Here is a 25,112-nt window from a genome sequence, read left to right as displayed (position 1 = left end):
CTCACTCCGGCTTGATCCGGCGGCCGAGCAGCAGCCCGATCGCCTCGGGCACCGACATGCCCTCGTAGCAGACGCGGTGCACGGCGTCGGTGAGCGGCATCTCCACGTCGTAACTGGCCGCCAGCGCCCGGACGGAGGTGCACGACTTGACCCCCTCGGCCACCTGGCCGTGCGTGGCCTCCTGGGCGCTTTCGAGCGTCCCTCCCCTGCCCAGTCGCTCCCCGAACGAACGGTTACGCGACAGCGGCGAGGTGCACGTGGCCACGAGGTCGCCGACACCCGCCAGCCCGGCCAGGGTGGTCGGCTTGGCACCGAGGGCAGTTCCCAGCCGGGTGATCTCGGCCAGCCCACGGGTGATGATGGAGGCGATCGTGTTGTCGCCGAGGCCGACACCGGCAGCCATGCCGCACGCGAGCGCGATGACGTTCTTGCACGCGCCGCCGATCTCGCAGCCGATCACGTCGGTGTTCGTGTAGGGCCTGAAATACCCTGTTGCACATGCTCTTTGAATCTCGAGCGCCCGAGTGGAGTCGGAACACGCGATCACCGTGGCGGCGGGCTGCCGATCGGCGATCTCGCGGGCGAGATTCGGCCCGGACAACACCGCGATGCGGTCGTGTTCGGCGCCGGTCACCTGGGCGATCACCTGACTCATCCGCATGAGGGTGCCGCCCTCGATGCCTTTCGCCAGGCTCAGCAGGGTCGCGTCGGAACCGATGTCGTCGCGCCACGCCCCGAGATTCGCGCGCAGCGTCTGCGACGGCACCGCGAGGACGAGGAAGTCCACTCCGTCGAGTGCGACGCGGTGATCCGCGGTGGCGCGCAACGTCGAGGGCAACTCGACGCCCGGCAGATAGTCCGGGTTCTCGTGCCGGGCGGCGATCGCCTCGGCCACCTCCGCGCGCCGCGCCCAGATCGTCACGTCCGTTCCGGCCTCCGCCAGTACCTTCGCGAAGGCCGTCCCCCACGACCCCGCACCCAACACCGCAGCCTTGCTCACGCAGTCCCCTTACTCGTGTCCGATCCCGTCCGCAGACCACCGCCGCGACCGCTCCAGTATCGCCCACCGCCGCGCCCGCGACCGTCCTCGTCGCCGACTGGCAGAATCGACGACCATGACCGCCGCGCACGCGCTGATTCCCGTCAAGGCCCTCGGCCTGGCGAAGTCGCGGCTGGCGCACGTCCTCGACCCCGGCACCCGAGCGGCCCTGGTGCTCGCGATGCTCGACGACACCCTCCACGCGGCGCTGGCGGTCGAGGGGCTCGCCGTCACCGTGATCACCACCGACGCCGATGTCGCCGCGCTGGCTCTCCGCGCGGGGGCGCACACGCTCGCCGATCCCCCCGCCGTCGACACGGCCGGCACCGCCGTCGATCCGCTGAATGCGGCGCTCGCCGCCGCGGCCCGGCGGGTGCGGTCCCGCGAGCCCGGCGTGGATCTGGTCGCGCTGCACGCGGACCTGCCGGCCCTGCGGCCCGCCGAACTGTCCGCGGCCCTGACCGCGGCGCGCGAGGTCGGCCGGGCGGTCGTCGTGGACCACACCGGCACCGGCACCTCGGCGCTGCTGCACTGCACGACCGAACCGCTGCACCCGCTGTTCGGCCCGGACTCGGCGCACCGTCACGTGCGGGCGGGAGCCCACCCCCTGGCCGGGGACTGGCCGGGACTGCGGCTCGACGTGGACACCGTCGCCGATCTCGAGGCCGCCACGGCGCAGGGCGTGGGGCCCGCGACGGCCTCGGCTCTGGGGCGGATCGGATGGCCGATGCCCGTTCGTCATCCCGACTTCGGGTGACGTACGTCGACGGATTGTCCGCCGTTCCGAAACTGAGGGATGATCGACGTGTGAAACACGGCGATTCCACGGACCAGCGCATCGACACCGAACCTCCCGGGTTCGCCGGGGCATCCGGCGACGGCGGAGCCGGACTCGACGGCACCACCGCCACCCGTTCGGCCTCGGCGCCGAGTGCCCCGCCCGCAGCCACGATGCTGCAGGCGGTCGCCGACGGCTTGCCGCTGGACCGCTACCTCAACCGGGAACTGAGCTGGCTCGACTTCAACGCGCGGGTGCTCGCGCTGGCCGAGGACACGTCTCTGCCGCTCCTCGAACGCGCCAAGTTCCTTGCGATCTTCGCCTCGAACCTCGACGAGTTCTACATGGTGCGCGTCGCCGGCCTCAAGCGCCGTGCCGAAACCGGCCTGTCGGTCCGCTCCGCCGACGGGCTGTCGCCACGAGCGCAACTCGCGCTCATCGCGCGCAGCACCCAGGAGATCGCGCGCCGGCACGCTCTCGTCTTCCTCGATTCGGTCCTGCCCGCCCTGACCGCCGAAGGCATTTCCATCATCGACTGGGAGGATCTGACCGACGACGAAAAACAGCGCCTGACCGCGTACTTCGTCGAGCAGGTGTTCCCGGTGCTGACGCCCCTCGCGGTCGATCCGGCACACCCGTTCCCGTACATCAGCGGGCTGAGCCTCAACCTCGCTGTCACCGTGAAGGATCTGGAGTCCGCCGGGGAGCACTTCGCGCGGGTGAAGGTGCCGGACAACGTCGATCGCTTCGTCCGGGTCCGCCGGGAAGGCTCCCCGGACGAGATCGACGCGTTCCTGCCTCTCGAGGAACTCATCGCGGCACATCTCGACGTGCTGTTCCCCGGCATGGAAATCGTCGAGCACCACGCCTTCCGGGTCACGCGCAACGCCGACTTCGAGGTCGAGGAGGACCGCGACGAGGATCTCCTCCAGGCGCTCGAGCGGGAACTCGCCCGTCGCCGCTTCGGTTCTCCCGTGCGTCTCGAGGTCGCCGACGACATGACCGAGCACATGCTCGAACTGCTGCTGCGCGAGCTCGACGTCGATCCCGCCGACGTGGTGCAGCTGCCGGGACTGCTGGACCTGTCGAGCCTGTGGCAGGTGCACGGCGTGGACCGCCCCGACCTGAAGGACCGGCCGTTCGTGCCGGCCACGCACCCCGCGTTCGGCGAACGCGAGACCCCCAAGAGCGTGTTCTCGACGCTGCGCGAGGGCGACGTGCTGGTGCACCACCCCTACGACTCCTTCTCCACCAGCGTGCAACGGTTCATCGAGCAGGCCGCAGCCGACAGCCAGGTGCTCGCGATCAAGCAGACCCTCTACCGCACCTCCGGCGACTCCCCCATCGTCAACGCACTGATCGCCGCGGCGGAGGCCGGCAAGCAGGTGGTGGCGCTGGTGGAGATCAAGGCCCGCTTCGACGAGCAGGCGAACATCAAGTGGGCCCGCAAGCTCGAACAGGCCGGCGTGCACGTGGTGTACGGCCTGGTGGGACTGAAGACCCACTGCAAGACGTGCCTCGTGGTCCGCCGGGAGGGCTCGCTCATCCGCCGCTACTGCCACATCGGTACCGGCAACTACAACCCGAAGACCGCCCGGCTCTACGAGGACGTCGGCCTGCTCACCGCCGCCCCGGAGATCGGCGCGGACCTGACCGATCTGTTCAACACGCTCACCGGTTACTCGCGGATGGCGAAGTACCGCAACCTGCTCGTGGCCCCGCACGGCGTGCGGGCGGGCATCATCGAACGGATCGACGCCGAGATCGAGCACCACGCGGCCGGTCGCGACGCCCGGATCCGCCTGAAGGCCAATGCGCTGGTCGACGAGCAGGTCATCGACGCGCTGTACCGCGCCTCCTGCGCGGGGGTGCCGGTGGAGATCGTCGTGCGCGGCATCTGCGCGCTCAAGCCCGGAGTACCCGGACTGAGCGAGAACATCACGGTGCGGTCCATCCTCGGGCGGTTCCTGGAGCACTCGCGCGTCCTGCATTTCCGGGCAGCCGACGAGATCTGGATCGGCAGCGCCGACATGATGCATCGCAACCTCGATCGCCGGGTGGAGGTGATGGCACAGGTGAAGGATCCCCGGCTGGCGGCGCAACTCGACTCGATCTTCGAGTCGGCGCTCGACCCGGCCACCCGGTGCTGGACGTTGCGGGCCGACGGAACCTGGCTCGCGTCGCCGGCTCCCGGAACCGCGGCCCGTGACCATCAAGAAGAGCTCATGCGTAGCCGTAGCTCCTGATCGGAAGGATGTCGGTGTCCCCCGTTTCCGACAACGCAATGCGAGCCAACATCTTCGCCGCCGGGGCTGTCCTCTGGCGACGGAATCCGACCGACCGGAACCGTTTCGATGTGGCGGTCGTGCACCGGCCGCGTTACGACGACTGGTCCTTCCCCAAGGGCAAGCTCGATCCCGGCGAGACCCCGATCGTCGCCGCCCTGCGCGAGATCGAGGAGGAGACCGGGATTTCGGCGCGTCTCGGCCGGTATCTCGGCAAGGTCACCTACCCGGTGCCGGGTCACCGCAAGCTCAAGCGGGTGGACTACTGGGCCGCCGAGAAGCGCAGCGGGGAGTTCACCCCCAACGACGAGGTCGACGAGCTGCGCTGGCTCGCACCCGACGACGCCTTCGCGGCCCTGTCGTACCCGATGGACCACACGGTGCTGCGCCGCTTCCAGGCCCTGCCGCCGGACACGGCGACGGTGCTGATCGTGCGGCATGCCAAGGCCGGCAGCCGCAGGAATCACCGGGGCGACGATCGGGACCGGCCGCTCGACGCGGCGGGCCGTGCCCAGGCCCAGGCCCTCGTTCCGCAACTGCTCGCGTTCGGCGCCGACAGCGTGGTCGCCGCGGACCGGGCACGCTGCGTGCAGACGGTGCAACCGCTCGCGGACCGGCTCGGGATCGACGTTGCCGTCGAACCCTCCCTCACGGAGGAGGAGTACAGCGCCGACCCGCAACTCGGGCGCAAGCGGGTGCTCGACCTCGCCCAGCGCGGCGGGGTGCCGGTGATCTGCAGCCAGGGCAAGGTGATCCCGGACCTTGTGCAATGGTGGGCCGAGCACGACGGGATCACCGCGCCGAACACGCGTAACCGCAAGGGCAGCACGTGGGTGCTGTCGCTCGCCGGCGACCGGCTCGTCGCGGTGGACCACATCGACAGCCCGCTGCCCGCCGGGCCCGCCTGAACGCGCTTCGGCGGCCATCGAGGTTCCCCCCGATGGCCGCCGAACGGACGGTATCCGGTTGGCAGCCCTAGTTCTCGGCAGCCCTACTCCCAGCAGCCCTACTTCTTGGCTGCAGCCTTCCGGGCCGGCGCCTTCTTGGCCGCGGTGGTCTTCTTGGCCGGAGCCTTGGCCGCGGTGGTCTTCTTCGCCGCGGTGGTCTTCTTGGCCGCGGTGGTCTTGGCCGGAGCCTTGGCCGCGGTGGTCTTCTTCGCCGCGGTGGTCTTCTTGGCCGCGGTGGTCTTGGCCGGAGCCTTGGCCGCCGTGGTCTTCTTCGCCGCCGTGGTCTTCTTGGCCGCGGTGGTCTTGGCCGGAGCCTTGGCCGCCGTGGTCTTCTTCGCCGCGGTGGTCTTGGCCGGAGCCTTGGCCGCCGTGGTCGCCTTCTTCGCCGGAGCTGCCTTGGCGGCAGTCTTCTTCGCCGCCGCGGTCTTCTTGGCCGCGGTCTTCTTCGCGGCCGCGGTCTTCTTCGCCGCGGCAGCCGCGCCCCGCTTGACGGCCGGACCGGTCGCGGGGAGCTTCTGGCTGCCGGCGATGACCGCCTTGAACTGCGCGCCGGGGCGGAACGCCGGCACCGACGTCGGCTTGACCTTCACGGTCTCACCCGTGCGCGGGTTGCGCGCGACCCGCGCCGCGCGGCGGCGCTGCTCGAAGACGCCGAAGCCGGTGATCGTGACGCTCTTACCCGAGTGCACTGCGCGCACGATCGCGTCGACCATGTGCTCCACGGCCGCCGTTGCAGTGCGCCTGTCCGAACCGAGTTTTTCGGTCAGAACATCGATCAGCTCTGCCTTGTTCATTGCATTCCTCCGCACATAACGGTCCACCGTCAGACCGACTCGAGTCCACGGTAGACCCGCAAACGGGCAAGAGTCTATGTGCCACGCCAATTCTCATGCAAATTACAGGCGGGCCGGATCCGAACGTGTCGTCGGATCCGGCCCGCCCAGGCCCGATTCGGGGCCGGATCAGGGCGCCGGGAGGGTCCGCGGTTTCCAAGACGGCCTTGCGTTTTCGAACTCGGAAATCGCCTCTACCTGCCGTAACGTGAGCCCGATGTCGTCGAGACCCTCCAGCAGACGCCACCGGGTGTAGTCGTCAATGCTGAACGGCACCACGGTGGTTCCGGCGGTCACGGTGCGATGCTCGAGGTCGACCTCCAGCTCCAGTCCCGGCTGTTGTTCGATGAGTTTCCAGAGCAATTCGACGTCCGGCTGCTCGACCTGAGCGGCCAGCAGTCCGGCCTTTCCGGAGTTGCCCCGGAAGATGTCGGCGAAGCGGGACGAGATCACGACGCGGAAGCCGTAATCGGACAGCGCCCACACGGCGTGCTCGCGGGAGGACCCGGTGCCGAAATCCGGCCCGGCCACGAGGACACTGCCCCGGTCGAACGGCGGAGTGTTCAGTACGAAGGCCGGATCCGTGCGCCAGGCGGCAAACAGCCCGTCCTCGAATCCGCTTCGAGTGACCCGCTTCAGATACACCGCGGGGATGATCTGGTCAGTGTCGACGTTCGACCGGCGCAGCGGAACGCCGATGCCCTTGTGAGTGGTGAAGGCTTCCATCGAAATTCTCCTTCGGTTCCGTGACCTAGTCCAGATCCGCCGGAGCGGAGAGAGTGCCGCGCACCGCGGTCGCCGCCGCGACCTCAGGCGAGACGAGGTGGGTGCGCCCGCCCTTGCCCTGGCGGCCTTCGAAGTTCCGGTTCGAGGTCGATGCACAGCGCTCGCCCGGCGCCAGCTGATCCGGATTCATGCCCAGGCACATCGAGCAGCCGGCCTGGCGCCATTCCGCGCCCGCGGCCGTGAAGACCTCACCGAGACCTTCGGCTTCGGCTTGGGCACGAACGCGCATCGATCCGGGTACGACGAGCATACGAACGCCGTCGGCGACCTTGCGGCCCTGGAGAACTTCCGCAACGGCGCGCAGATCCTCGATCCGGCCGTTGGTGCACGAGCCGACGAAGACGGTGTCGACCGGCACCTCACGCAGCGGGGTTCCGGGCTCGAGTCCCATGTACCGCAGCGCCTTCTCGGCCGCGAGGCGCTCACCCTCGTCCGCCATCGCCTCCGGGTCGGGCACCGACGCGCCGAGGGGCGCGCCCTGGCCGGGGTTGGTGCCCCACGTGACGAAGGGCGTCAGGGACGAGCCGTCGATGTGGACCTCGGCGTCGAAAACCGCGTCCTCGTCGGTCTTCAACTGCTCCCACGCGGCCACCGCGGCGTCCCAGTCCGCGCCCTGGGGGGCGTGCGGGCGGCCCTTCAGGAACTCGTAGGTGATCTCGTCGGGCGCGATCATCCCGGCCCGGGCGCCCGCCTCGATGGACATGTTGCAGATGGTCATCCGTGCTTCCATCGACAGCTTCCGGATCGCCTCGCCGCGGTACTCGAGCACGTAGCCCTGGCCGCCGCCGGTGCCGATCCGGGCGATGACGGCGAGGATCAGATCCTTGCTCGTGACGCCGGGCGGCAGTGCGCCGTCGACGGTGATCGCCATGGTCTTGAACGGGCGCAGCGACAGTGTCTGGGTTGCCAGCACGTGCTCGACCTCGCTCGTGCCGATGCCCATCGCCAGGGCACCGAAGGCGCCGTGGGTGGAGGTGTGGCTGTCGCCGCACACCACCGTCATGCCCGGCTGCGTCAGGCCGAGCTGCGGTCCGACGACGTGGACGATGCCCTGTTCGACGTCACCCATCGGATGCAGCCGGATGCCGAACTCCTCGCAGTTGCGGCGCAGCGTCTCGACCTGGGTGCGCGAGACGGGGTCGGCGATGGGCTTGTCGATGTCGACCGTGGGCACGTTGTGGTCCTCGGTCGCGATGGTGAGGTCCGGCCGCCGCACGGGCCGATCCGCCAACCGCAGACCGTCGAACGCCTGCGGGCTCGTGACCTCGTGCACGAGATGCAGATCGATGTAGATCAGGTCCGGCTGTCGCGCCGCGCCCTCTCCCGTACCGCGCACGACCACGTGCTGGTCCCACACCTTCTCCGCCAGAGTCTTTCCAGCCATCTTCTCCACCTGTCGTACGTGACGAACGCGGATCCCGTTCTCGGGGCTGTCCCGGGCCGCGAATGCTGTCGTCCCCGCCCGGTTCCGCGTGGGTTATGCTTCCCATTATGCGAGACGGAGGTATCGACCTATGAGACAGCATAGCGGGATCGGAGTGCTGGACAAAGCGATGGCCGTCCTCCATGCAGTGGCGGAGCAGCCCTGCACTCTCACCGAACTGTGCGCCCGCACCGGACTTCCCCGCGCCACCGCCCACCGGCTCGCGGTCGGGCTCGAGGTGCACCGGCTGCTCGCCCGCGACGGTGACGGCCAGTGGCGGCCGGGTCCCGGTCTGGCCGAACTGTCGGCAGGCGCGGGCGACGCACTCGTCGACGCCGCCTCGCTCGTGCTGCCGCGCCTGCGCGAGATCACCGGCGAGAGCGTGCAGTTGTATCGACGGGAGGGCACCCACCGGGTGTGCGTCGCGGCCCTCGAACCCCCGACGGGCCTGCGCGACACCGTCCTCGTGGGGGCCCGGCTGCCGATGACCGCCGGGTCCGGAGCCAGGGTCCTGCTCGCCTGGGCCGACGCCGCGACGCAGCGGGCGATCCTGCCGGAGGCCGCATTCGGCGAGCGGGTCCTCGCCGAAGTCCGGCGCCGGGGCTGGGCGCAGAGCGTCGCCGAACGCGAACCCGGGGTCGCCTCGGTGGCCGCCCCCGTGCGCGATGCATCCGGGGCCGTCGTGGCCGCGATCTCCGTCTCGGGACCCGTCGACCGCATGGGCCGCCGGCCCGGGGCGCGCTGGGCCGCGGACCTGCTGGCGGCCGCCGACGCGCTGCAGAAGCGACTGCAGTAGCCCGTCCACCCGCCGGCTCCTGTGCGACAGTGCACGGATGGGAACCAACCAGCGCACACAGATCACGATGACCGACGCCGAGATCGGCGACTTTCTCGAACGCAGCCGCGTCGCGACGATGGCGACGATCGGCCCCGGCGGCCTCCCGCACCTCGTCGCGATGTGGTACGCGGTGCTGGACGGCGAGATCTGGTTCGAGACGAAGCTGAAATCGCAGAAGGCGGTCAATCTGCGGCGCGACAACCGGATCAGCGCCCTGGTCGAGGACGGCCACACCTACGACACCCTGCGCGGCGTCTCGCTCGAGGGGCATGCCGAGGTGGTCGAGGATCGAGAGGTGCTGTTCGAGGTGTGCCGCAGCGTGTGGGAACGCTACACCGGCCCCTACACCGCGGAGTTGCGGCCCGCGGTCGAGCAGATGATGCACAAGCGCGTCGCGGTGCGGGTCGTCGCGGACCGGACCCGGTCCTGGGACCACCGCAAGCTCGGGATGCCGGCGATGCCGATCGGCGGCAGCACGGCACCGTACCTGTTCGAGGCCCTGGAAAACCGGGCGGCAGACGCCGGGTTGCCGAGTTAGATTCCGGGATGTCCCGGACCGAGCTCCGGGCGAGGGAAGGGAGACAGCGATGAACGACCCGAGCGGGGACCGGATCGCGGAGCAGTTCCGCGCAGCCCTCGAGCGCAAGAATCAGCACGCCCGTCGCGGCTCGGACCATCTCGACGGGAGGGCCAAGGCGCAGGCGCCGCACGGCAGCGCCGACCACCGCCGCAATTTCCGGCGCAAGAGCGGATGACGAGCACAAACAGCGAAGGTCCCTCCGATCCGTGGATCGGAGGGACCTTCGCGTGGTAGCCCCGACGGGATTTGAACCCGCGCTACCGCCTTGAGAGGGCGGCGTCCTAGGCCGCTAGACGACGGGGCCAGGAACTTTCACTGCTCAGAGAAGAACGCCCTTCGAACTCGCGATCGAAGGGCCGTCCGTGGTAGCCCCGACGGGATTTGAACCCGCGCTACCGCCTTGAGAGGGCGGCGTCCTAGGCCGCTAGACGACGGGGCCAGGAACTTTCTTCTCTGTTGCTCCTCCCACCCTGCGGCGGGAAGCTCAGCCAGCTTAACCGGCCGAGGCTCGGTGACAAAATCACCGGGCAGACGCTGGGGTACCAGGACTCGAACCTAGAATGGCTGAACCAGAATCAGCTGTGTTGCCAATTACACCATACCCCAATGGCTTGTTCCGAAGACCTGCCTCGCGGCGCTGCGGCCTCCGTTCCGAACCGAGAAGAAGGTTAGCACCATGGGTGCCCCCAATAACAAATCGCCAGGTCAGAGCGGGTAAATCCACAACCTGCGCGACGCCGGGCCGACCGCGGGGGCGCCGCGGCCGGCCCGGCACCGCTCAGGCGATGCGGGCCCGGGCGGCACGCAGGCGCGTGAGCGAGACGTCCCGGCCGAGCAGTTCCATCGACTCGTACAGGGGCGGGCTGATGTGCGAGCCCGTGAGCGCCACGCGCACCGGCGCGAAGGCCTTGCGGGGCTTGAGGCCGAGCTCGTCGATCAGCGCGGCCTTGAGGGCCTCTTCGAGGGCCGCCGCGCTCCACTCGGCCACACCGTCGGCCGCGGCGATCGTCGCGTCCAGCACGGGCGCGGCGTCGGGGCCGAGGTTCTTGGCCGCGGCCGCCTCGTCGAGCGTGAAGTCGGCCTCGGCCACGTAGAGGAACTTCAGCAGGTCCCACGCGTCCGAGAGCACCACGATGCGGGTCTGGACCAGCTCGGCCGCCACCGCGAACCGGGCGTCGTCGACGTCACCGGTGATGTGCCCGTGCTCCACGAGGAACGCCTTCAGCCGGGCCGCGAAGTCGGCCGGTTCGAGCATGCGGATGTGCTCGGCGTTGATGGCGTCGGCCTTCTTCTGGTCGAACCGGGCCGGATTCGAGTTGACCTTGGCGATGTCGAAGGCGGCGACCATCTCGTCGAGCGAGAAGACGTCACGGTCGTCGGCCAGGCCCCAGCCGAGGAGCGCGAGGTAGTTGAGCAGTCCCTCGGCGATGAAGCCACGGTCGCGGTGGATGAACAGGTTGGACTCGGGGTCGCGCTTGGAGAGCTTCTTGTTGCCCTGCCCCATCACGAACGGCAGGTGGCCGAACTCGGGCGTGAAATCGGTCACGCCGATGCGCTGCAGCGCCTCGTAGAGCGCGAGCTGGCGCGGGGTCGACGAGAGCAGATCCTCGCCGCGCAGCACGTGGGTGATCCGCATCAGGGCATCGTCGACGGGATTGACGAGCGTGTACAGCGGGATGCCGTTGCCGCGGGTGAGGGCGAAGTCGGGCACGGTGCCGGCCTTGAACGTGGTCTCGCCGCGCACCAGGTCGTTCCACGTCAGGTCGTGATCGGGCATGCGCAGCCGCACCACGGGCTTGCGCCCCTCGTCGCGGTACGCCTGCCGCTGCTCCGCGGTCAGATCGCGGTCGTGGTTGTCGTAGCCGAGCTTCGGGTCGCGGCCGGCCGCGCGGTGGCGCGCCTCGACCTCCTCGGGCGTGGAGAACGACTCGTACGCCTCGCCCGCCTCGAGCAGCCTGGCGACGACGTCGAGATGCAGGTCGCGGCGCTGCGACTGCCGGTACGGCTCGTACGGGCCGCCCACCTCGGGACCCTCGTCCCAGTCGAGGCCGAGCCACCGGAGCGCGTCGAGGATCGCCTGGTACGACTCCTCGGTGTCGCGGGCGGCGTCGGTGTCCTCGATGCGGAACACGAAGGTGCCGCCGTGGTGACGGGCGAAAGCCCAGTTGAACAGGGCGGTGCGCACGAGGCCCACGTGCGGGGTTCCGGTCGGGGACGGACAGAAACGAACGCGTACTTCGCTGTTGGTCATGGCTCACTCGGGTCGAGGGATCGAAAAGTCCCCTCCAGGCTAGTCCCGGGCGTGCCGGCCGCGAAGCCGCGGTCCGCCTGCTACCTGCGCTTGGCGGTCACCGGATTCGTCAGCGTGCCGATGCCCTCGACGGTGATCGAGACGGTGTTGCCGTCGACGATCGGCCCGACCCCCTCCGGGGTCCCGGTGAGGATCACGTCGCCCGGCAGCAGCGTCATCACCGCCGAGATCCACTCGATCAGCTTCGGAATGTCGTGCACCATCAACGACGTTCGGCTGCGCTGGCGCGTCTGCCCGTCGACCTCCGCGGAGATCTCGAGATCCGAGGGATCGATGTTCGTCTCGATCCACGGGCCGAGGGGACAGAACGTGTCGTGCCCCTTGGCCCGCGTCCACTGCCCGTCCTGCTGCTGATGGTCGCGCGCGGAGACGTCGTTGGCGACGGTGTAGCCGAGGACGACGTCGAGGGCCTTCGCGGCCGGAACGTCCTTGCAGGGACGGCCGATGACGACGGCGAGCTCCGCCTCGTGGTGAACGAGGCCGCTGCTCGGCGGGAGCACGATCGGCGCCCCCGGGCCGACGATGGAGGTGTTCGGCTTGAGGAAGATCACCGGCTCGTCGGGAACCTCGTTCCCGGATTCGGCCGCATGGGCGGCGTAGTTGCGGCCGACGCAGACCACCTTGCTCGCCAGGATCGGCGCGAGCAGCCGGACGTCGGCGAGCGGCCAGCTGCGGCCGGTGAAGGTCGGGGTGCCGAAGGGGTGTTCGGCGATCTCCTTCGCCGTCGCGGCGTCCCCCTCTCCCTCGATGCTGACGAAGGCGACACCGTCCGGGCTGGCAATTCGACCAAGGCGCATGCCGGGGAGTCTATCCGTGTCGCCGCTGGCGGCCCTGCGGACCACGGGACGCAGGTATAGGCTGCCACCGGGAAGTTCACAATACGGGAATTTTGTTTCAGATAGTGAGATGACATGACGGTTCGGGACATCGGCGCGCGGCGCTGGGTCATCCTGGCGCTCGGCGTGTTCGCGCAGGCGGCCCAGGCGGTCCTCGTCAACGGCGCCGCCTTCCTCATCCCCGCGCTCCACGAGGATCGCGGACTCACGCTCGCCCAGGCCGGAACACTTTCGGCCGCGCCGATATTCGGGGTCGTGGTCAGCCTCGTCGCGTGGGGTGCCCTGGCCGACCGGTACGGCGAGCGGCGGGTCCTGGCCGCAGGGCTCGCACTGGCTGCGGCGGCCACGGCCGCAGCCGCCGCCAGCGGGACCCTGCCGATGCTCGCGCTCATGCTCGCTCTCGGTGGTGCCGCCGCGGCGAGCGCCAACGCCGCGAGCGGTCGCGTCGTCGTCGGCTGGTTCCCGCCGCACCAGCGTGGTCTCGCCATGGGGATCCGGCAGATGTCGCTGCCGCTCGGCGTCGCCGTCGCCGCGTTGACCATTCCGCCGCTCGCGCGCGACCACGGAATCGGCTCGGCCCTGGCCTTCTCCGCCTCGGTGTGTGCCGTCGCCGCGGTGGCGTGCGCGGTCGGCATCGTCGACCCACCGCGGCCGGAACGCGGCCGGGCCGCAGAGCTCGGCCTGCTCGACAACCCTTACCGTGCCGGGCGGTCGCTGCAACGGATCCACGCCGCGTCGGTGCTGCTGGTGGTGCCCCAGTACGTGGTGTGGACCTACGCGCTGGTGTGGCTGATCTCCGAGCGCGGCTGGACCGAGTCCGCCGCGGGCCTGGTCATCACCGCCGCGCAGTTCCTCGGTGCGCTCGGTCGCGTCGCCGCCGGCGGGTGGTCCGACCGGGTCGGCAGCCGCCTGCGGCCGCTGCGGCTCGTTGCGCTCTCCGTCGTGCTGTCCATGGCAGCGCTCGCGGCCGCCGCGCTCACCGACTCGGCCGTCGCCGTCGCGCTGCTGATCGTGGCATCGGTGACGACGGTGGCCCCGAACGGGCTGGCCTTCACCGCCGTCGCCGAGATCGCGGGACCGTTCTGGGGTGGCCGCGCGCTCGGCATCCAGAACACCGGCCAGTTCGTCGCGGCGGCGTGCGTGGGTCCCGCGTTCGGCGGGCTCATCGCACTGGCCGGCTTTCCCGCGGCGTTCGCGCTCGCCGCGCTGATCCCGGCCGCCGCGGTGCCCCTGGTCCCCCGCAAATGAGCCGGTGCGGCCTCCCGGACACCGGGAGGCCGCACCGAGACCGGATCAGAGGGCGGCCGCGATGCGGTCGCCGACCTCCGTGGTCACGATCGGGCCCGTGCCGCGGGCGGCGAGGTCCGCCTCGACCGCACGCTCGACCCGGGCCGCCTCGTCCGCCCGGCCGAGGTGGCGCAGCAGCAGGGCGACCGACAGGATCGCCGCGGTCGGGTCGGCGATGCCCTTGCCCGCGATGTCCGGGGCGCTGCCGTGGACCGGCTCGAACATCGACGGATTGGTGCCGGAGGCATCGATGTTGCCGCTGGCCGCCAGGCCGATGCCCCCGGTGACCGCACCGGCGAGATCGGTGATGATGTCGCCGAACAGGTTGTCGGTCACGATCACGTCGAACCGGCCCGGGTCGTCGACCATGTAGATGGTGGCGGCGTCGATGTGGCAGTAGGCCGTCTCGACCTCCGGGTACTCCGCGCCCACCGTCTCGACCGCACGCGTCCAGATGGCACCGGCGTTGGAGAGCACGTTGGTCTTGTGGATCAGGGTGAGGTGCTTGCGCCGGCTCTGCGCGAGCTCGAAGGCGTAACGCACGACGCGCTCGGCACCGAACCAGGTGTTGATCGAGACCTCGGTGGCGATCTCGTGGGGGGTGCCGACGCGGATGGCGCCGCCGTTGCCGGTGTAGGGGCCCTCGGTGCCCTCCCGCACCACGACGAAGTCGATCTCCGGCTGCGCCGCGAGCGGGGACTTCGCCCCCGGGTACAGCCGCGACGGCCGCAGGTTGACGTGGTGATCGAGCGCGAACCGCATGTTCAGCAGCAGGCCCCGCTCGAGCACGCCCGGGGTGACGGACGGGTCGCCGATGGCGCCGAGCAGGATCGCGTCGTGCGCGCGGATCGCCGCCAGGTCGGCGTCCGGGAGCAGTTCCCCGGTGGCGTTGTACCGCCGGGCACCGAGGTCGTACTCGGTGGTCTCGAGATCGGGGACCAGCGTCCTGAGCACCTTGAGGGCCTCGGCCGTGACCTCGACACCGATGCCGTCACCGGGGATGACCGCAAGCTTCATGGGCACACTCTCTTCCTCTTCGCGACGACGGCCGCGACCGTGCTCGACGATCGCGGCCATCGGATACAGCGGGGGGTGGTTCAGGACAGGTCGACCTGCGCGACGCGGGCGTCGAGCCGCTCCACGATCTGCGCGACCTCGGTGTCGCCGACGACCCGGTCGACCCGCAGGATCACCGTGGCGCCGGGGCCCTCGACGTCCTGGCTCAGTGCCGCCGCCTGGATGTCGATCCCGGCGTTGCCGAGGACCGTGCCGAGGACACCGAGCACGCCCGGGCGATCCTCGTAGTGGACGACGAGGTTGTGGCCCTCGGCGCGCAGGTCGAAGCTGCGGCCGTTGATGTTGACGATCTTCTCGATCTGCTGCAGGCCGGTCAGCGCACCGGTGACGGTGGTGACGAGACCGTCGGCGGCCACGGCGCGGACCTCCACCGCGCTGCGGTGGGTGGAGGCCTCGCTGTGCTTGTCGACCTCGACACTCACGCCGCGCTGCTCGGCGAGGGCCGGGGCGTTGACGAAGGTGACCGGCTCGTCGCTGCTGGCGGAGAACAGGCCGCGCAGCGCGGCGAGGCCGAGGATCTCGACGTTCTCCGCGGAGAGTTCGCCGCTGGCGACGACCTGCACGTTCTGCACCGCCTCCGGCGAGAGGGTGCCGGCGATCAGGCCGAGCTTGCGCACGAGCTCGAGCCACGGTGCGACCTCCTCGCCGACCGGGCCGCCGGAGACGTTCACGGCGTCCGGGACGAACTCACCGGCCAGGGCCAGCAGCACGCTCTTGGCGACGTCGGTTCCGGCGCGGTCCTGGGCCTCGGTCGTGGAGGCGCCGAGGTGCGGGGTGACGACGGTGTTGTCGAGGTCGAACAGCTTCGAGTCCGTGCAGGGTTCGGAGTGGAAGACGTCGAGGCCGGCGGCGCGAACCTTGCCGGAGACGAGGGCGTCGTGGAGGGCGTCCTCGTCGATGAGACCACCGCGGGCGGCGTTGACGATGATGACGCCGTCCTTGGCCCGCGCGAGCCGCTCGGCGTTGATCAGGCCGGCCGTCTCCTTGGTCTTGGGCAGGTGCACGGAGATGAAGTCGGCACGCTCGATCAGCTCGTCGATGTCGACCAGTTCGATCCCGAGCTGGGCGGCACGGGCCGGCGGCAGGTAGGGGTCGTAGGCGATGACGTGGGTCTCGAAGGCGGCGAGGCGCTGCGCGAACAGCTGCCCGATCCGGCCCAGACCGACGACGCCGACCGTCTTGCCCAGGATCTCGGTGCCGTTGAAGCTCGAACGCTTCCAGGTGCGCTCACGCAGGGTGCGGTCGGCGGCGGGGATCTGCCGGGCCGTGGCCATCAGCAGCGCCACGGCGTGCTCGGCGGCCGAATGGATGTTGGACGTCGGAGCGTTGACGACCATCACACCGCGCTCGGTGGCGGCCGGGATGTCGACGTTGTCGAGGCCGACGCCGGCGCGACCGACGATCTTCAGCCTCGTGGCGGCGGCGAGGACCTCGGCGTCGACCGTGGTCGCCGAACGGACCAGCAGGGCGTCCGCCTCGGGCACCGCCGCGAGCAGCGCGGGACGGTCCGGACCGTCGACCCAGCGCACCTCGACACCGTCACCGAGCGCATCGACGGTCGACTGCGCCAGCTTGTCGGCGATCAGGACAACGGGACGGCCATTCTGGCTCACGTGCGAACTCCCCTGTGGTTGGTTTGTCTGACGGGTCGTCGACGGCGCCGCACCCCGAGGTGCGCGAATGCAGCCGTGACCGGGCTCAGTTTAGTGCCCGGGCCGTGGCCCCGGGGCCACGGCCCCGGAATGGGTTGCCTACTGGTACGAAACGACCCACGCCCGCGGCGCCACGGCCGCGGTCCGTTCGGACCCGAACGCCGGCGAATCCGAGCCGGGAAGGCCCTCCGGCCGATCCGGTACCTGGTGCCGCCGTCCCGGCGCGAGCCGCATTCCGGTTCCGGAGCGGGACCGTCCGGGTGGCACCTGTGGTCCGGCGAACCTGCGCCCGGGGGAACGTCGCTCGCAGACCACCGACGAGTTCCGTTCGCACGGGCACCGTTTCGCCGGGACCCTGCACCAGGCCGCGGCCCGGCGCGAGTGGACCGCGAGGGCGGAACGCCGTGCCCCGGCTATGCGGGGCCGGGACCCGCGGTGGATCGCCGGTGCCGGAACGCGACGACGGCGGTGCGGACCGTCGGATAGAAGCGGTCCCGGGTGAACCGATCTCCCAGCCCGAACCGCACCAGCCGGTCCTTGATCGGACCCTTCATCGCGGCGAAGGCCAGGTGGATGCCCTTGCCCGCCAGGTACCGGTCCAGGTCGACGAGTTCGTCGACGGCGGTGGTGTCGAGGCCGGTGATCGGTTCCGCGGCGATCACGACCCACTCGACCGGCTCGGGCGATTTCGCGACCAGCGAGCGGACGTAGTCGTCGAAGATCGAGCCGTTGGCGAAGAACAGCGGGGCGTCGAACCGCACGAGCAGCAGGCCCGGGATCCGATGCCCCTCGGGGTGGCGGTTGATGTCGTGGAAACCCGCGACGCGGGTGAGCTCGACGAGTTCGGTGCGGTACGGCGACCATGCGTGTCCCACGACGGCGACGAAGGAGAGCCCGATGGCGACGAGAATCCCCTCGAGCACCCCGACGAGCGCCACTCCGAGGAAGGCCGCCGCCGCGAGACCGGCCTCGATCCGGCTCATCCGCCACATGCGGATCACGCCGCGCACGTCGATGAGTGCCGAGGCGGCGACGAGGACGACCGCGGCGAGGGTCGCCTCGGGCAGATAGGCGGTCGCGCCGGGCGCGAGCAGCACGAACAGCAGCACGGCGGCGGCGCCGACCACCCCGACGAGCTGGGTGCGGGCACCGTTCTGCTCGGCGACGGGCGTGCGCGACGAGCTCGCCGAGATGGGGAAACCGCTGAACAGCCCGGTCGCGACGTTGGCGGCGCCGATGGCCTTCATCTCGGTGCTGCCGTCCACGTCGTCGCCGCGGCGGGCGGCGAACGTGCGCGAGAGCACGCCGGTGTCGGCGAACGCGATGAGCGCGACGCCGGCCGCCGGGCCGAGCAGTGCGAGCACGTCGCCCCAGCTCACCGCTGCCACATCGGGCGTCGGCAGCCCCGACGGCAGCGCCCCGACCATGACGATCTCGTCGGTGAGGCCGAGCAGCGCGGACACCACGGACGCCCCGACCACGGCGACCAGGACACCCGGGATGCGCGCCCGCAGGAGGCGGAACGCCACGATGACCGCCAGGGACGCCACACCGACGGTCGCCGCGACGAGGTCGACGTCGCCGGCGGCCACCGCCCGGACGATCGCGGCGGTGTCCTGGAGCAGGCCCGGCTCGTCGATCGAGAAGCCGAGCAGTTTCGGGAGCTGACCGACCACGACGACCAGCGCGATGCCGTTGAGATAGCCGAGCCTGATGGGCTTGGACAGCAGTTCGGTGACGAAACCGAGGCGCAGGAAGCCGGCGACGACGAGGATCACGCCCACGAGCAGGGCCAGAACCCCCGCGAGCGCGAGCGCCTCCTGCGGGTCGCCCGTCGCGGCGAGCGGGAGCACCGCCGCGGCGATGAGCGGGGCGAGGGACGAATCAGGCCCGAGCACAAGCACTTTCGACGGACCCACCAGCGCGTACACCAGCAGCGGGACGATCGTGGCGTACAGGCCGGCGTAGGCGGGCAACCCGGCGGCCGTCGCGTAGCCCATGCCCGCGGGGATGAGCAGCGCGGTGAGTGCCAGGCCGGCGGTGATGTCGGGGCGCAGCCACTCCCGGCGGTAGGTGCGGGCCGTGACGACCCCCGGCAGCTTTCCCAGGCCCCAGGACATCAGCGCATTATCCACCCTGGAACGCCGACGGCCCGGCACCACAGCGGTGCCGGGCCGTCGAAGCGGCGGGATCCGATCAGGCGGTCTCGGTGATCGGGCGGTCCACCCAGCTCATCAGGTCGCGCAGCTGCTTGCCGACGACCTCGATGCCGTGCTCGGCGTTCTTCTTGCGCAGCGACTCGAGCTCCTTGTTGCCGCCCTCGACGTTGGCGACGAGACGCTTGACGAAGGTGCCGTCCTGGATGTCCTTCAGGATCTCCTTCATGCGCTCCTTCGTGCCGGCGTCGATGACGCGCGGCCCGGAGAGGTAGCCACCGAACTCGGCGGTGTCGGACACCGAGTAGTTCATGCGGGCGATGCCGCCCTCGTACATGAGGTCGACGATGAGCTTGAGCTCGTGCAGCACCTCGAAGTACGCCATCTCCGGGGCGTAGCCGGCCTCGACCATCACGTCGAAACCGGTCTTGACCAGTTCCTCGGTGCCACCGCAGAGGACGGCCTGCTCACCGAACAGGTCGGTCTCGGTCTCTTCCTTGAAGGTGGTCTTGATGACGCCGGCCCGGGTGCCGCCGATGCCCTTGGCGTAGGACAGCGCCAGCGCCTGGCCCTCGCCCTTGGGATCCTGGTGGACGGCGATGAGCGCGGGGACGCCCTTGCCGTCGACGAACTGGCGGCGCACGAGATGGCCGGGGCCCTTCGGGGCGACCATCGCGACGGTGACGAACTCCGGCGCCTCGATGAGACCGAAGTGGATGTTCAGGCCGTGGCCGAAGAACAGCGCGTCGCCGTCCTTCAGGTTCGGCGCGATGTCCTCCTTGAAGATCGACGCCTGCGCGGTGTCGGGCGCCAGCAGCATGATGACGTCCGCCCACTCGGAGACCTCGGCCGGGGTGCCGACCGCCAGGCCCGCCTCCTCCGCCTTGGCCCGCGACTTCGAGCCTTCCTTCAGACCGATGCGCACCTCGACACCGGAGTCGCGCAGGCTCAGCGAGTGCGCGTGTCCCTGGCTGCCGTAGCCGATCACCGCGACCTTGCGGCCCTGGATGATCGACAGATCGGCGTCGTCGTCGTAGAACATCTCGACTGCCACAGTTGTTACCTCTCTCAGCAAATAAGGGTGTGTTCAGGCTAACGGGTGGCCGTGATCGACTTCGGACCGCGTCCGACCGCGACGACCCCGGACTGCACGATCTCGCGGATGCCGTAGGGCTCGAGCATCCGCAGCAGGGCGTCGAGCTTGGACCGGGTACCGGTGGCCTCGATCGTGAGCGACTCGGGCGAGACGTCGATCACCTTGGCGCGGAACAGATTCACCGTCTCGATGACCTGCGTCCGCACGCTCGCGTCCGCCCGCACCTTGATCAGCAGCAGCTCGCGGGCGACCGAGGCCTCCTCTTCCTGCTCGACGATCTTGATGACGTTGACGAGCTTGTTGAGCTGCTTGGTCACCTGCTCGAGGGGGAACTCGTCGACGGTGACGACGATCGTCATCCGGGAGATCTCGGGGATCTCGGTGCCGCCCACCGCGAGGGATTCGATGTTGAACCCGCGGCGGGAGAACAGGCTCGCCACGCGGGCCAGCACGCCCGGCTTGTCCTCGACGAGAACGCTGAGGGTGTGACTGGTGCTCACTGACGATCCTCTCCTGCTGCTGCGGCGCCGCGCTGGTCCGGGTGCTTCTCGTGCTCGAGTGCCTCGTGGATGACGGCCGGCTCGGCGGCCGCCTCGTCCTCGTCGAACAGCGGGCGGATGCCCCGCGCCGCCATGATCTCGTCGTTGCCGGTGCCCGCGGCGACCATCGGCCACACCTGGGCGTCCTTGCCGACGATGAAGTCGATGACCACCGGACGGTCGTTGATCGACTGCGCCTGGCGGATCGCGTCCTCGACCTCCTCCTCGCGCTCGACGCGGATGCCGACGCAGCCCAGAGCCTCGGCCAGCTTGACGAAGTCGGGGATGCGCAGGGTGTGGGTGGCCAGGTCCGTGTTCGAGTACCGCTCCTCGTAGAACAGCGTCTGCCACTGCCGCACCATGCCGAGGTTGCCGTTGTTGATGAGCGCGACCTTGATCGGCACACCCTCCACCGCGCAGGTCGCCAGTTCCTGGTTGGTCATCTGGAAGCAGCCGTCGCCGTCGATGGCCCACACCTCGGCGTCGGGCACGCCCATCTTGGCGCCCATGGCCGCCGGAACGGCGTAGCCCATGGTGCCCAGGCCGCCGGAGTTGAGCCAGGTCCGTGGCTTCTCGTAGTCGATGAACTGCGCGGCCCACATCTGGTGCTGGCCGACGCCGGCGCAGTAGATCGCGTCCGGTCCGGCGAGCTTGCCGACCTTCTGGATCACGAACTCCGGCGAGAGCATGCCGTCGGCGGGCCGGTCGTAGCTGAGCGGGTAGGTGCGGCGGATCCCGTCCAGGTACTCCCACCACTGGGCGTACTCGAGCGTGGTGCCCGTCGCGAGATCCGCACGGATCGCCTCGATCAGCTCGACGATCACCTCCTTGCAGTCACCCACGATCGGCACGTCGGCGTGCCGGTTCTTGCCGATCTCGGCCGGGTCGATGTCCGCGTGGATGACCTTCGCGCCGGGCGCGAACGAGTCGAGCTGACCGGTGACGCGGTCGTCGAACCGCGCGCCGAGCGTGATCAGCAGATCGGACTTCTGCAGGGCGGCGACCGCCGCGACGGTGCCGTGCATGCCGGGCATGCCGCAGTTGAGCCGGTGGGTGTCGGGGAACGCACCGCGCGCCATGAGCGTCGTGACCACCGGGATGCCGGTGAGCTCGGCCAGCTCGAGCAGCTCCGGAGAGGCCTCGGCCTTGATGACACCGCCGCCGATGTACAGCACGGGCGACTTCGCCTCGGCGATCAGGCGGGCGGCTTCACGGACCTGCTTGCCGTGCGGCTTGGTCACGGGACGGTAGCCGGGCAGGTGCATCTCCGGGGGCCAGCTGAAGGTGGTCTGGGCCTGCAGGATGTCCTTCGGGATGTCCACGAGCACCGCGCCGGGACGGCCGGACGCGGCCAGGTAGAACGCCTCGGCGAGGACGCGGGGGATCTCGGCGCCGTCGGTCACGAGGAAGTTGTGCTTGGTGATCGGCATGGTGATGCCCGAGATGTCCGCCTCCTGGAAGGCGTCGGTGCCGATCAGACCGCGGCCGACCTGGCCCGTGATCGCCACGACGGGGACGGAGTCCATCTGCGCGTCGGCGAGCGGGGTGACGAGGTTGGTGGCGCCGGGGCCGGAGGTGGCCATGCACACGCCGACCTTGCCGGAGGCCTGGGCGTATCCGGTCGCGGCGTGGCCGGCGCCCTGCTCGTGGCGGACCAGCACGTGCCGGACCTTCTGCGAGTCGAACAGCGGGTCGTAGACGGGGAGGATCGCACCGCCCGGAATGCCGAATACCGTGTCGACTTCGAGCTCCTCGAGGGCCCGGACCACCGACTGTGCGCCGGTGACCCGCTCGGGGGCGACCTGGCGACGGTTACCGGACTGGGTGGCCGCGGCCGCGGGCGACGGGGCTGCGGCCCCGGGCTTGCGCGGCGAAGGTTGAGGCCTTGCGGTTGGTGCGCTCACTGCGATTCCTCTGGTTCTGGCTCCGGGCAACAAAAAACCCCCGTCAGCAGCATCTGCTGTACGAGGGTGGCGCGTCGTGGGCGAGTTGCGAGAAGCGGCTCAGGCGACGACGCGCCGGCCGATTACGAGCAACCCATTCTGATTCACGCGCTCGACGGTAGGCGCGCGAAGGTCCGACAGTCAACTTGGTTCGGTCACCTGTCCCAGAATGTGAGATGCCTCGGCTGCAATGGGAAGATGGTGAGGTGTCATCTCCACAGCAGCCCGTGCCACCACGCCCATCATCCCATACGGCCGAACAGCAGCCGCAGGTCATCCAGATTTCCCGGCTCGCGCTGCTCGCATGTGGGTTCGTGCTGCTCGGAGTGGCCTCCCCGGCCCTGGCCTGGCCCGCCGCGTTCGGCTGGATGGTGGTGATTCCGTTCCTCGTCGGCGCGTGGGTGCTGCGGGTGCGCACCGTCGTCGGGCCCGAGGGCATCACCGCCCGGTCCGCGTTCTCGACCCGGACCCTGGCCTGGGACGAACTCGACGGCCTGCGATTCCCCAAGCGGGGCTGGGCGCGCGCCCGCCGCACCGACGGCACCGAGGTACCCCTGCCGGTCGTCACGTTCGGCCGTCTCCCCCAGCTCGCCGCCGGTAGCGGCGGTCGCATCACCGACCCGTATGCGGCCGCGCGCGAGGCGGAGGCACGGGAGCAGGCCGCGGACACCGTGCCGGACGCGGACGTCGAGTCGAAATAGCACACGAGTAAATTCGAAGCCGCCCAGGCCCGCTCCGGCCCCGTCCGGCGGAGCCCGGTCCCCGGCGTCGCCGCGCCCGCGCAGCACACAGCCCCGAAGCAGCCCCAGCCCCGAAGCAGCCCTAGCCCCCGAGGAACCCGATGCCCCCGTTGAGGTCACGCACCACCACCGCCGGACGCAACGCCGCCGGGGCCCGCGCCCTGTGGCGCGCCACCGGCATGACCGACTCCGACTTCGGCAAGCCGATCGTCGCGATCGCGAACTCCTACACGCAGTTCGTGCCCGGCCACGTCCACCTCAAGGACGTCGGCGAGATCGTCGCCGAGGCGGTGCGGGCCGCCGGCGGTGTGCCGCGCGAGTTCCACACCATCGCCGTCGACGACGGGATCGCCATGGGCCACGGCGGCATGCTGTACTCGCTGCCCAGCCGCGAGATCATCGCCGACTCGGTGGAGTACATGGTCAATGCGCACACCGCCGACGCGCTGGTGTGCATCTCCAACTGCGACAAGATCACCCCCGGCATGCTCAATGCCGCGATGCGCCTGAACATCCCGACGGTGTTCGTCTCGGGCGGCCCGATGGAGGCCGGCAAGGCGGTGGTCGTCGGCGGTGTCGCGCAGGCCCCCACCGACCTGATCACCGCGATCTCGGCGTCGGCCAACGACGCCGTCAGCGACGACGGCCTCGACGAGGTCGAGCGCAGCGCCTGCCCCACGTGCGGGTCGTGCTCGGGCATGTTCACCGCGAACTCCATGAACTGCCTGACCGAGGCGCTCGGACTGGCACTGCCCGGCAACGGGTCGACGCTGGCCACCCACGCGGCACGCCGGGCGCTGTTCGAGCGGGCCGGCACCACGGTCGTCGAGGCGGCGCTGCGCTGGTACCGGGACGAGGACGAGTCGGTCCTGCCGCGCAACATCGCCTCCCCCGCCGCGTTCCGCAACGCCATGGCGCTCGACGTCGCGATGGGCGGCTCGACCAACACCGTGCTGCACACGCTCGCCGCGGCGCAGGAGGGCGAGGTCGACTTCGACCTCGGCACGATCGACGCCATCAGCCGCAAGGTGCCGTGCCTGGCGAAGGTCTCCCCCAACTCGGACTACCACATGGAAGACGTCCACCGGGCCGGCGGCATCCCCGCGATCCTCGGCGAGCTGCGCCGCGCCGGGCTGCTCGAGACGGACGTGACCACGGTCCACACGACGAGCTTCGACGAGTGGCTCGATACGTGGGACGTGCGCTCCGGCAAGGCCTCCGACGAGGCGATCGAGCTGTTCCACGCGGCCCCCGGCGGCGTCCGCACCACCGAGCCGTTCTCCACCGCCAACCGCTGGTCGTCGCTGGACACGGACGCCGCGGCCGGCTGCATCCGGGACGTCGAGCACGCCTACACCGTCGAGGGCGGACTGGTCGTCCTGCGCGGCAACCTCGCTCCGGACGGCGCGATCCTCAAGACCGCCGGCATCGACGAGGACCTGTTCACCTTCGAGGGCCCGGCGTTGGTCGTCGAGTCGCAGGAGGAGGCCGTGTCGGTGATCCTCGGCAAGAAGGTGCAGCCCGGGGACGTCGTCGTGGTCCGCTACGAGGGACCGTCGGGCGGGCCGGGCATGCAGGAGATGCTGCATCCCACCGCGTTCCTGAAGGGCGCGGGACTGGGCAAGCAGTGCGCCCTGATCACCGACGGCCGGTTCTCCGGCGGCACGTCGGGACTGTCGATCGGCCACATCTCGCCCGAGGCGGCGTCCGGCGGCGTCATCGGTCTGCTCGAGAACGGTGACCGGATCCGCATCGACGTCCCCACGCGCACCCTCGAGGTCCTCGTCGACGACGCCGTCCTCGCCGAGCGGCGCGCCAAGATGGAGGCTTCGGAGCGCCCGTGGCTGCCGGTCGACCGGCAGCGCACGGTCACCACCGCCCTGCGCGCCTACGCCGCGTTGGCCACCTCGGCCGACAAGGGTGCAGTCCGCCGGGTGCCGTAGGCACCGGTGCGTCCTTCGGGCTG

At 70.2% G+C, this 25,112-nt stretch carries 21 protein-coding genes and 3 tRNA genes; 9 read left to right on the top strand and 15 right to left on the bottom strand.

Going from position 1 to position 25,112, the window contains the following annotated elements:
* Position 1 precedes the first annotated feature (1 nt).
* Positions 2 to 1,000 carry an NAD(P)H-dependent glycerol-3-phosphate dehydrogenase gene (locus tag A4U64_RS08460; protein ID WP_006933747.1) on the bottom strand — a complete coding sequence of 333 codons (999 nt, stop codon included), beginning with the start codon at positions 998 to 1,000 and terminating at the stop codon, positions 2 to 4.
* A gap of 115 nt (positions 1,001 to 1,115) precedes the next feature.
* On the opposite strand from A4U64_RS08460, the gene cofC reads away from it, so the two are divergent.
* From cofC to A4U64_RS08445, 3 genes are read left to right on the top strand one after another with little or no spacing between them, the layout of a single operon-like run.
* Entirely contained in the window at positions 1,116 to 1,796 is a 681-nt protein-coding gene (cofC, locus tag A4U64_RS08455) for a 2-phospho-L-lactate guanylyltransferase (protein WP_006933746.1), read from the top strand.
* A gap of 50 nt (positions 1,797 to 1,846) precedes the next feature.
* Entirely contained in the window at positions 1,847 to 4,063 is a 2,217-nt protein-coding gene (locus tag A4U64_RS08450; RefSeq protein WP_029544397.1) for an RNA degradosome polyphosphate kinase, read from the top strand.
* Positions 4,064 to 4,071: 8 nt separating this feature from the next.
* Complete coding sequence (locus tag A4U64_RS08445) at positions 4,072 to 5,010, top strand: NUDIX hydrolase (RefSeq protein ID WP_065922444.1); 939 nt, start codon at positions 4,072 to 4,074, stop codon at positions 5,008 to 5,010.
* Between the two features lie 98 nt (positions 5,011 to 5,108).
* Here the strand turns inward: A4U64_RS08445 and A4U64_RS08440 are convergent, their stop codons facing one another.
* The 3 genes from A4U64_RS08440 to leuC form a co-directional block, all read right to left on the bottom strand.
* A complete protein-coding gene (locus A4U64_RS08440; RefSeq protein WP_043796505.1) occupies positions 5,109 to 5,843 on the bottom strand; it encodes an HU family DNA-binding protein in 735 nt (244 codons plus the stop codon).
* Between the two features lie 168 nt (positions 5,844 to 6,011).
* Positions 6,012 to 6,608 carry a 3-isopropylmalate dehydratase small subunit gene (gene leuD / locus A4U64_RS08435; protein WP_006934268.1) on the bottom strand — a complete coding sequence of 199 codons (597 nt, stop codon included), beginning with the start codon at positions 6,606 to 6,608 and terminating at the stop codon, positions 6,012 to 6,014.
* A 25-nt stretch (positions 6,609 to 6,633) separates the two neighbouring features.
* The gene (leuC, locus tag A4U64_RS08430) at positions 6,634 to 8,052 is read right to left on the bottom strand and encodes a 3-isopropylmalate dehydratase large subunit (RefSeq protein ID WP_029544403.1); all 1,419 of its coding nucleotides are present in this window, start codon (positions 8,050 to 8,052) and stop codon (positions 6,634 to 6,636) included.
* A 130-nt stretch (positions 8,053 to 8,182) separates the two neighbouring features.
* Between leuC and A4U64_RS08425 the strand changes: the two genes are divergently transcribed.
* From A4U64_RS08425 to A4U64_RS28470, 3 genes are read left to right on the top strand one after another with little or no spacing between them, the layout of a single operon-like run.
* Complete coding sequence (locus tag A4U64_RS08425) at positions 8,183 to 8,887, top strand: IclR family transcriptional regulator (RefSeq protein ID WP_029544405.1); 705 nt, start codon at positions 8,183 to 8,185, stop codon at positions 8,885 to 8,887.
* Between the two features lie 37 nt (positions 8,888 to 8,924).
* A complete protein-coding gene (locus A4U64_RS08420) occupies positions 8,925 to 9,467 on the top strand; it encodes a pyridoxamine 5'-phosphate oxidase family protein (RefSeq protein ID WP_065922443.1) in 543 nt (180 codons plus the stop codon).
* A 49-nt stretch (positions 9,468 to 9,516) separates the two neighbouring features.
* On the top strand, positions 9,517 to 9,684 hold the full coding sequence (locus tag A4U64_RS28470; protein ID WP_006934262.1) for a DUF5302 domain-containing protein: 168 nt from the start codon (positions 9,517 to 9,519) through the stop codon (positions 9,682 to 9,684).
* 53 nt (positions 9,685 to 9,737) lie between these two features.
* On the opposite strand, the gene A4U64_RS08415 is transcribed toward A4U64_RS28470, so the two are convergent.
* The 5 genes from A4U64_RS08415 to A4U64_RS08395 form a co-directional block, all read right to left on the bottom strand.
* Positions 9,738 to 9,813 (bottom strand) — tRNA-Glu (locus A4U64_RS08415).
* A gap of 59 nt (positions 9,814 to 9,872) precedes the next feature.
* Positions 9,873 to 9,948 (bottom strand) — tRNA-Glu (locus tag A4U64_RS08410).
* A gap of 95 nt (positions 9,949 to 10,043) precedes the next feature.
* A tRNA-Gln gene (locus tag A4U64_RS08405) sits at positions 10,044 to 10,115 on the bottom strand.
* A 172-nt stretch (positions 10,116 to 10,287) separates the two neighbouring features.
* A complete protein-coding gene (gene gltX, locus A4U64_RS08400; RefSeq protein ID WP_006934261.1) occupies positions 10,288 to 11,760 on the bottom strand; it encodes a glutamate--tRNA ligase in 1,473 nt (490 codons plus the stop codon).
* A gap of 80 nt (positions 11,761 to 11,840) precedes the next feature.
* Entirely contained in the window at positions 11,841 to 12,617 is a 777-nt protein-coding gene (locus A4U64_RS08395) for a fumarylacetoacetate hydrolase family protein (protein WP_006934260.1), read from the bottom strand.
* A 114-nt stretch (positions 12,618 to 12,731) separates the two neighbouring features.
* Between A4U64_RS08395 and A4U64_RS08390 the strand changes: the two genes are divergently transcribed.
* Positions 12,732 to 13,904 (top strand): MFS transporter, encoded by a 1,173-nt coding sequence (locus A4U64_RS08390; RefSeq protein ID WP_065922442.1) that lies wholly within the window; start codon positions 12,732 to 12,734, stop codon positions 13,902 to 13,904.
* 45 nt (positions 13,905 to 13,949) lie between these two features.
* Here A4U64_RS08390 and A4U64_RS08385 read toward each other — a convergent pair whose 3' ends face one another.
* The 6 genes from A4U64_RS08385 to A4U64_RS08360 form a co-directional block, all read right to left on the bottom strand.
* Complete coding sequence (locus tag A4U64_RS08385; protein WP_065923440.1) at positions 13,950 to 14,960, bottom strand: 3-isopropylmalate dehydrogenase; 1,011 nt, start codon at positions 14,958 to 14,960, stop codon at positions 13,950 to 13,952.
* A gap of 80 nt (positions 14,961 to 15,040) precedes the next feature.
* A complete protein-coding gene (gene serA / locus A4U64_RS08380) occupies positions 15,041 to 16,633 on the bottom strand; it encodes a phosphoglycerate dehydrogenase (RefSeq protein ID WP_006934257.1) in 1,593 nt (530 codons plus the stop codon).
* A gap of 452 nt (positions 16,634 to 17,085) precedes the next feature.
* Positions 17,086 to 18,792: a SulP family inorganic anion transporter gene (locus A4U64_RS08375; protein WP_043796513.1), complete on the bottom strand. Its 1,707-nt coding sequence runs from the start codon at positions 18,790 to 18,792 to the stop codon at positions 17,086 to 17,088.
* A gap of 76 nt (positions 18,793 to 18,868) precedes the next feature.
* Complete coding sequence (gene ilvC, locus A4U64_RS08370) at positions 18,869 to 19,870, bottom strand: ketol-acid reductoisomerase (RefSeq protein WP_029544417.1); 1,002 nt, start codon at positions 19,868 to 19,870, stop codon at positions 18,869 to 18,871.
* 50 nt (positions 19,871 to 19,920) lie between these two features.
* Positions 19,921 to 20,424 carry an acetolactate synthase small subunit gene (gene ilvN / locus A4U64_RS08365; RefSeq protein WP_006934252.1) on the bottom strand — a complete coding sequence of 168 codons (504 nt, stop codon included), beginning with the start codon at positions 20,422 to 20,424 and terminating at the stop codon, positions 19,921 to 19,923.
* The gene (locus tag A4U64_RS08360) at positions 20,421 to 22,367 is read right to left on the bottom strand and encodes an acetolactate synthase large subunit (RefSeq protein ID WP_006934250.1); all 1,947 of its coding nucleotides are present in this window, start codon (positions 22,365 to 22,367) and stop codon (positions 20,421 to 20,423) included. Before A4U64_RS08360 ends, ilvN begins: the two co-directional genes overlap by 4 nt.
* Before the next feature lie 266 nt (positions 22,368 to 22,633).
* Between A4U64_RS08360 and A4U64_RS08355 the strand changes: the two genes are divergently transcribed.
* A complete protein-coding gene (locus tag A4U64_RS08355; protein WP_065922441.1) occupies positions 22,634 to 23,107 on the top strand; it encodes a PH domain-containing protein in 474 nt (157 codons plus the stop codon).
* 140 nt (positions 23,108 to 23,247) lie between these two features.
* Entirely contained in the window at positions 23,248 to 25,089 is a 1,842-nt protein-coding gene (gene ilvD, locus A4U64_RS08350; RefSeq protein ID WP_029544422.1) for a dihydroxy-acid dehydratase, read from the top strand.
* The last annotated feature ends 23 nt before the right edge of the window (positions 25,090 to 25,112 follow it).

Source organism: Rhodococcus sp. WB1 (assembly GCF_001700945.1).
Taxonomy (GTDB): Bacteria; Actinomycetota; Actinomycetes; order Mycobacteriales; family Mycobacteriaceae; genus Rhodococcus; species Rhodococcus aetherivorans.
Note: the sequence above shows the minus strand (reverse complement) of the source record. Positions and strands in the feature narration are given on the sequence as shown.

What these genes read in the sequence shown, in the direction of transcription:
- A4U64_RS08420 (WP_065922443.1), top strand. Translation starts at nt 8,925, where the DNA reads ATGGGAACCAACCAGCGCACACAGATCACGATGACCGACGCCGAGATC.
- A4U64_RS28470 (WP_006934262.1), top strand. Translation starts at nt 9,517, where the DNA reads ATGAACGACCCGAGCGGGGACCGGATCGCGGAGCAGTTCCGCGCAGCC.
- leuD (WP_006934268.1), bottom strand. Translation starts at nt 6,608, where the DNA reads ATGGAAGCCTTCACCACTCACAAGGGCATCGGCGTTCCGCTGCGCCGG.
- A4U64_RS08375 (WP_043796513.1), bottom strand. Translation starts at nt 18,792, where the DNA reads ATGTCCTGGGGCCTGGGAAAGCTGCCGGGGGTCGTCACGGCCCGCACC.
- A4U64_RS08425 (WP_029544405.1), top strand. Translation starts at nt 8,183, where the DNA reads ATGAGACAGCATAGCGGGATCGGAGTGCTGGACAAAGCGATGGCCGTC.
- A4U64_RS08390 (WP_065922442.1), top strand. Translation starts at nt 12,732, where the DNA reads ATGACGGTTCGGGACATCGGCGCGCGGCGCTGGGTCATCCTGGCGCTC.
- A4U64_RS08385 (WP_065923440.1), bottom strand. Translation starts at nt 14,960, where the DNA reads ATGAAGCTTGCGGTCATCCCCGGTGACGGCATCGGTGTCGAGGTCACG.
- ilvC (WP_029544417.1), bottom strand. Translation starts at nt 19,870, where the DNA reads ATGTTCTACGACGACGACGCCGATCTGTCGATCATCCAGGGCCGCAAG.
- gltX (WP_006934261.1), bottom strand. Translation starts at nt 11,760, where the DNA reads ATGACCAACAGCGAAGTACGCGTTCGTTTCTGTCCGTCCCCGACCGGA.
- A4U64_RS08395 (WP_006934260.1), bottom strand. Translation starts at nt 12,617, where the DNA reads ATGCGCCTTGGTCGAATTGCCAGCCCGGACGGTGTCGCCTTCGTCAGC.
- leuC (WP_029544403.1), bottom strand. Translation starts at nt 8,052, where the DNA reads ATGGCTGGAAAGACTCTGGCGGAGAAGGTGTGGGACCAGCACGTGGTC.
- ilvD (WP_029544422.1), top strand. Translation starts at nt 23,248, where the DNA reads ATGCCCCCGTTGAGGTCACGCACCACCACCGCCGGACGCAACGCCGCC.
- A4U64_RS08440 (WP_043796505.1), bottom strand. Translation starts at nt 5,843, where the DNA reads ATGAACAAGGCAGAGCTGATCGATGTTCTGACCGAAAAACTCGGTTCG.
- cofC (WP_006933746.1), top strand. Translation starts at nt 1,116, where the DNA reads ATGACCGCCGCGCACGCGCTGATTCCCGTCAAGGCCCTCGGCCTGGCG.
- A4U64_RS08445 (WP_065922444.1), top strand. Translation starts at nt 4,072, where the DNA reads ATGTCGGTGTCCCCCGTTTCCGACAACGCAATGCGAGCCAACATCTTC.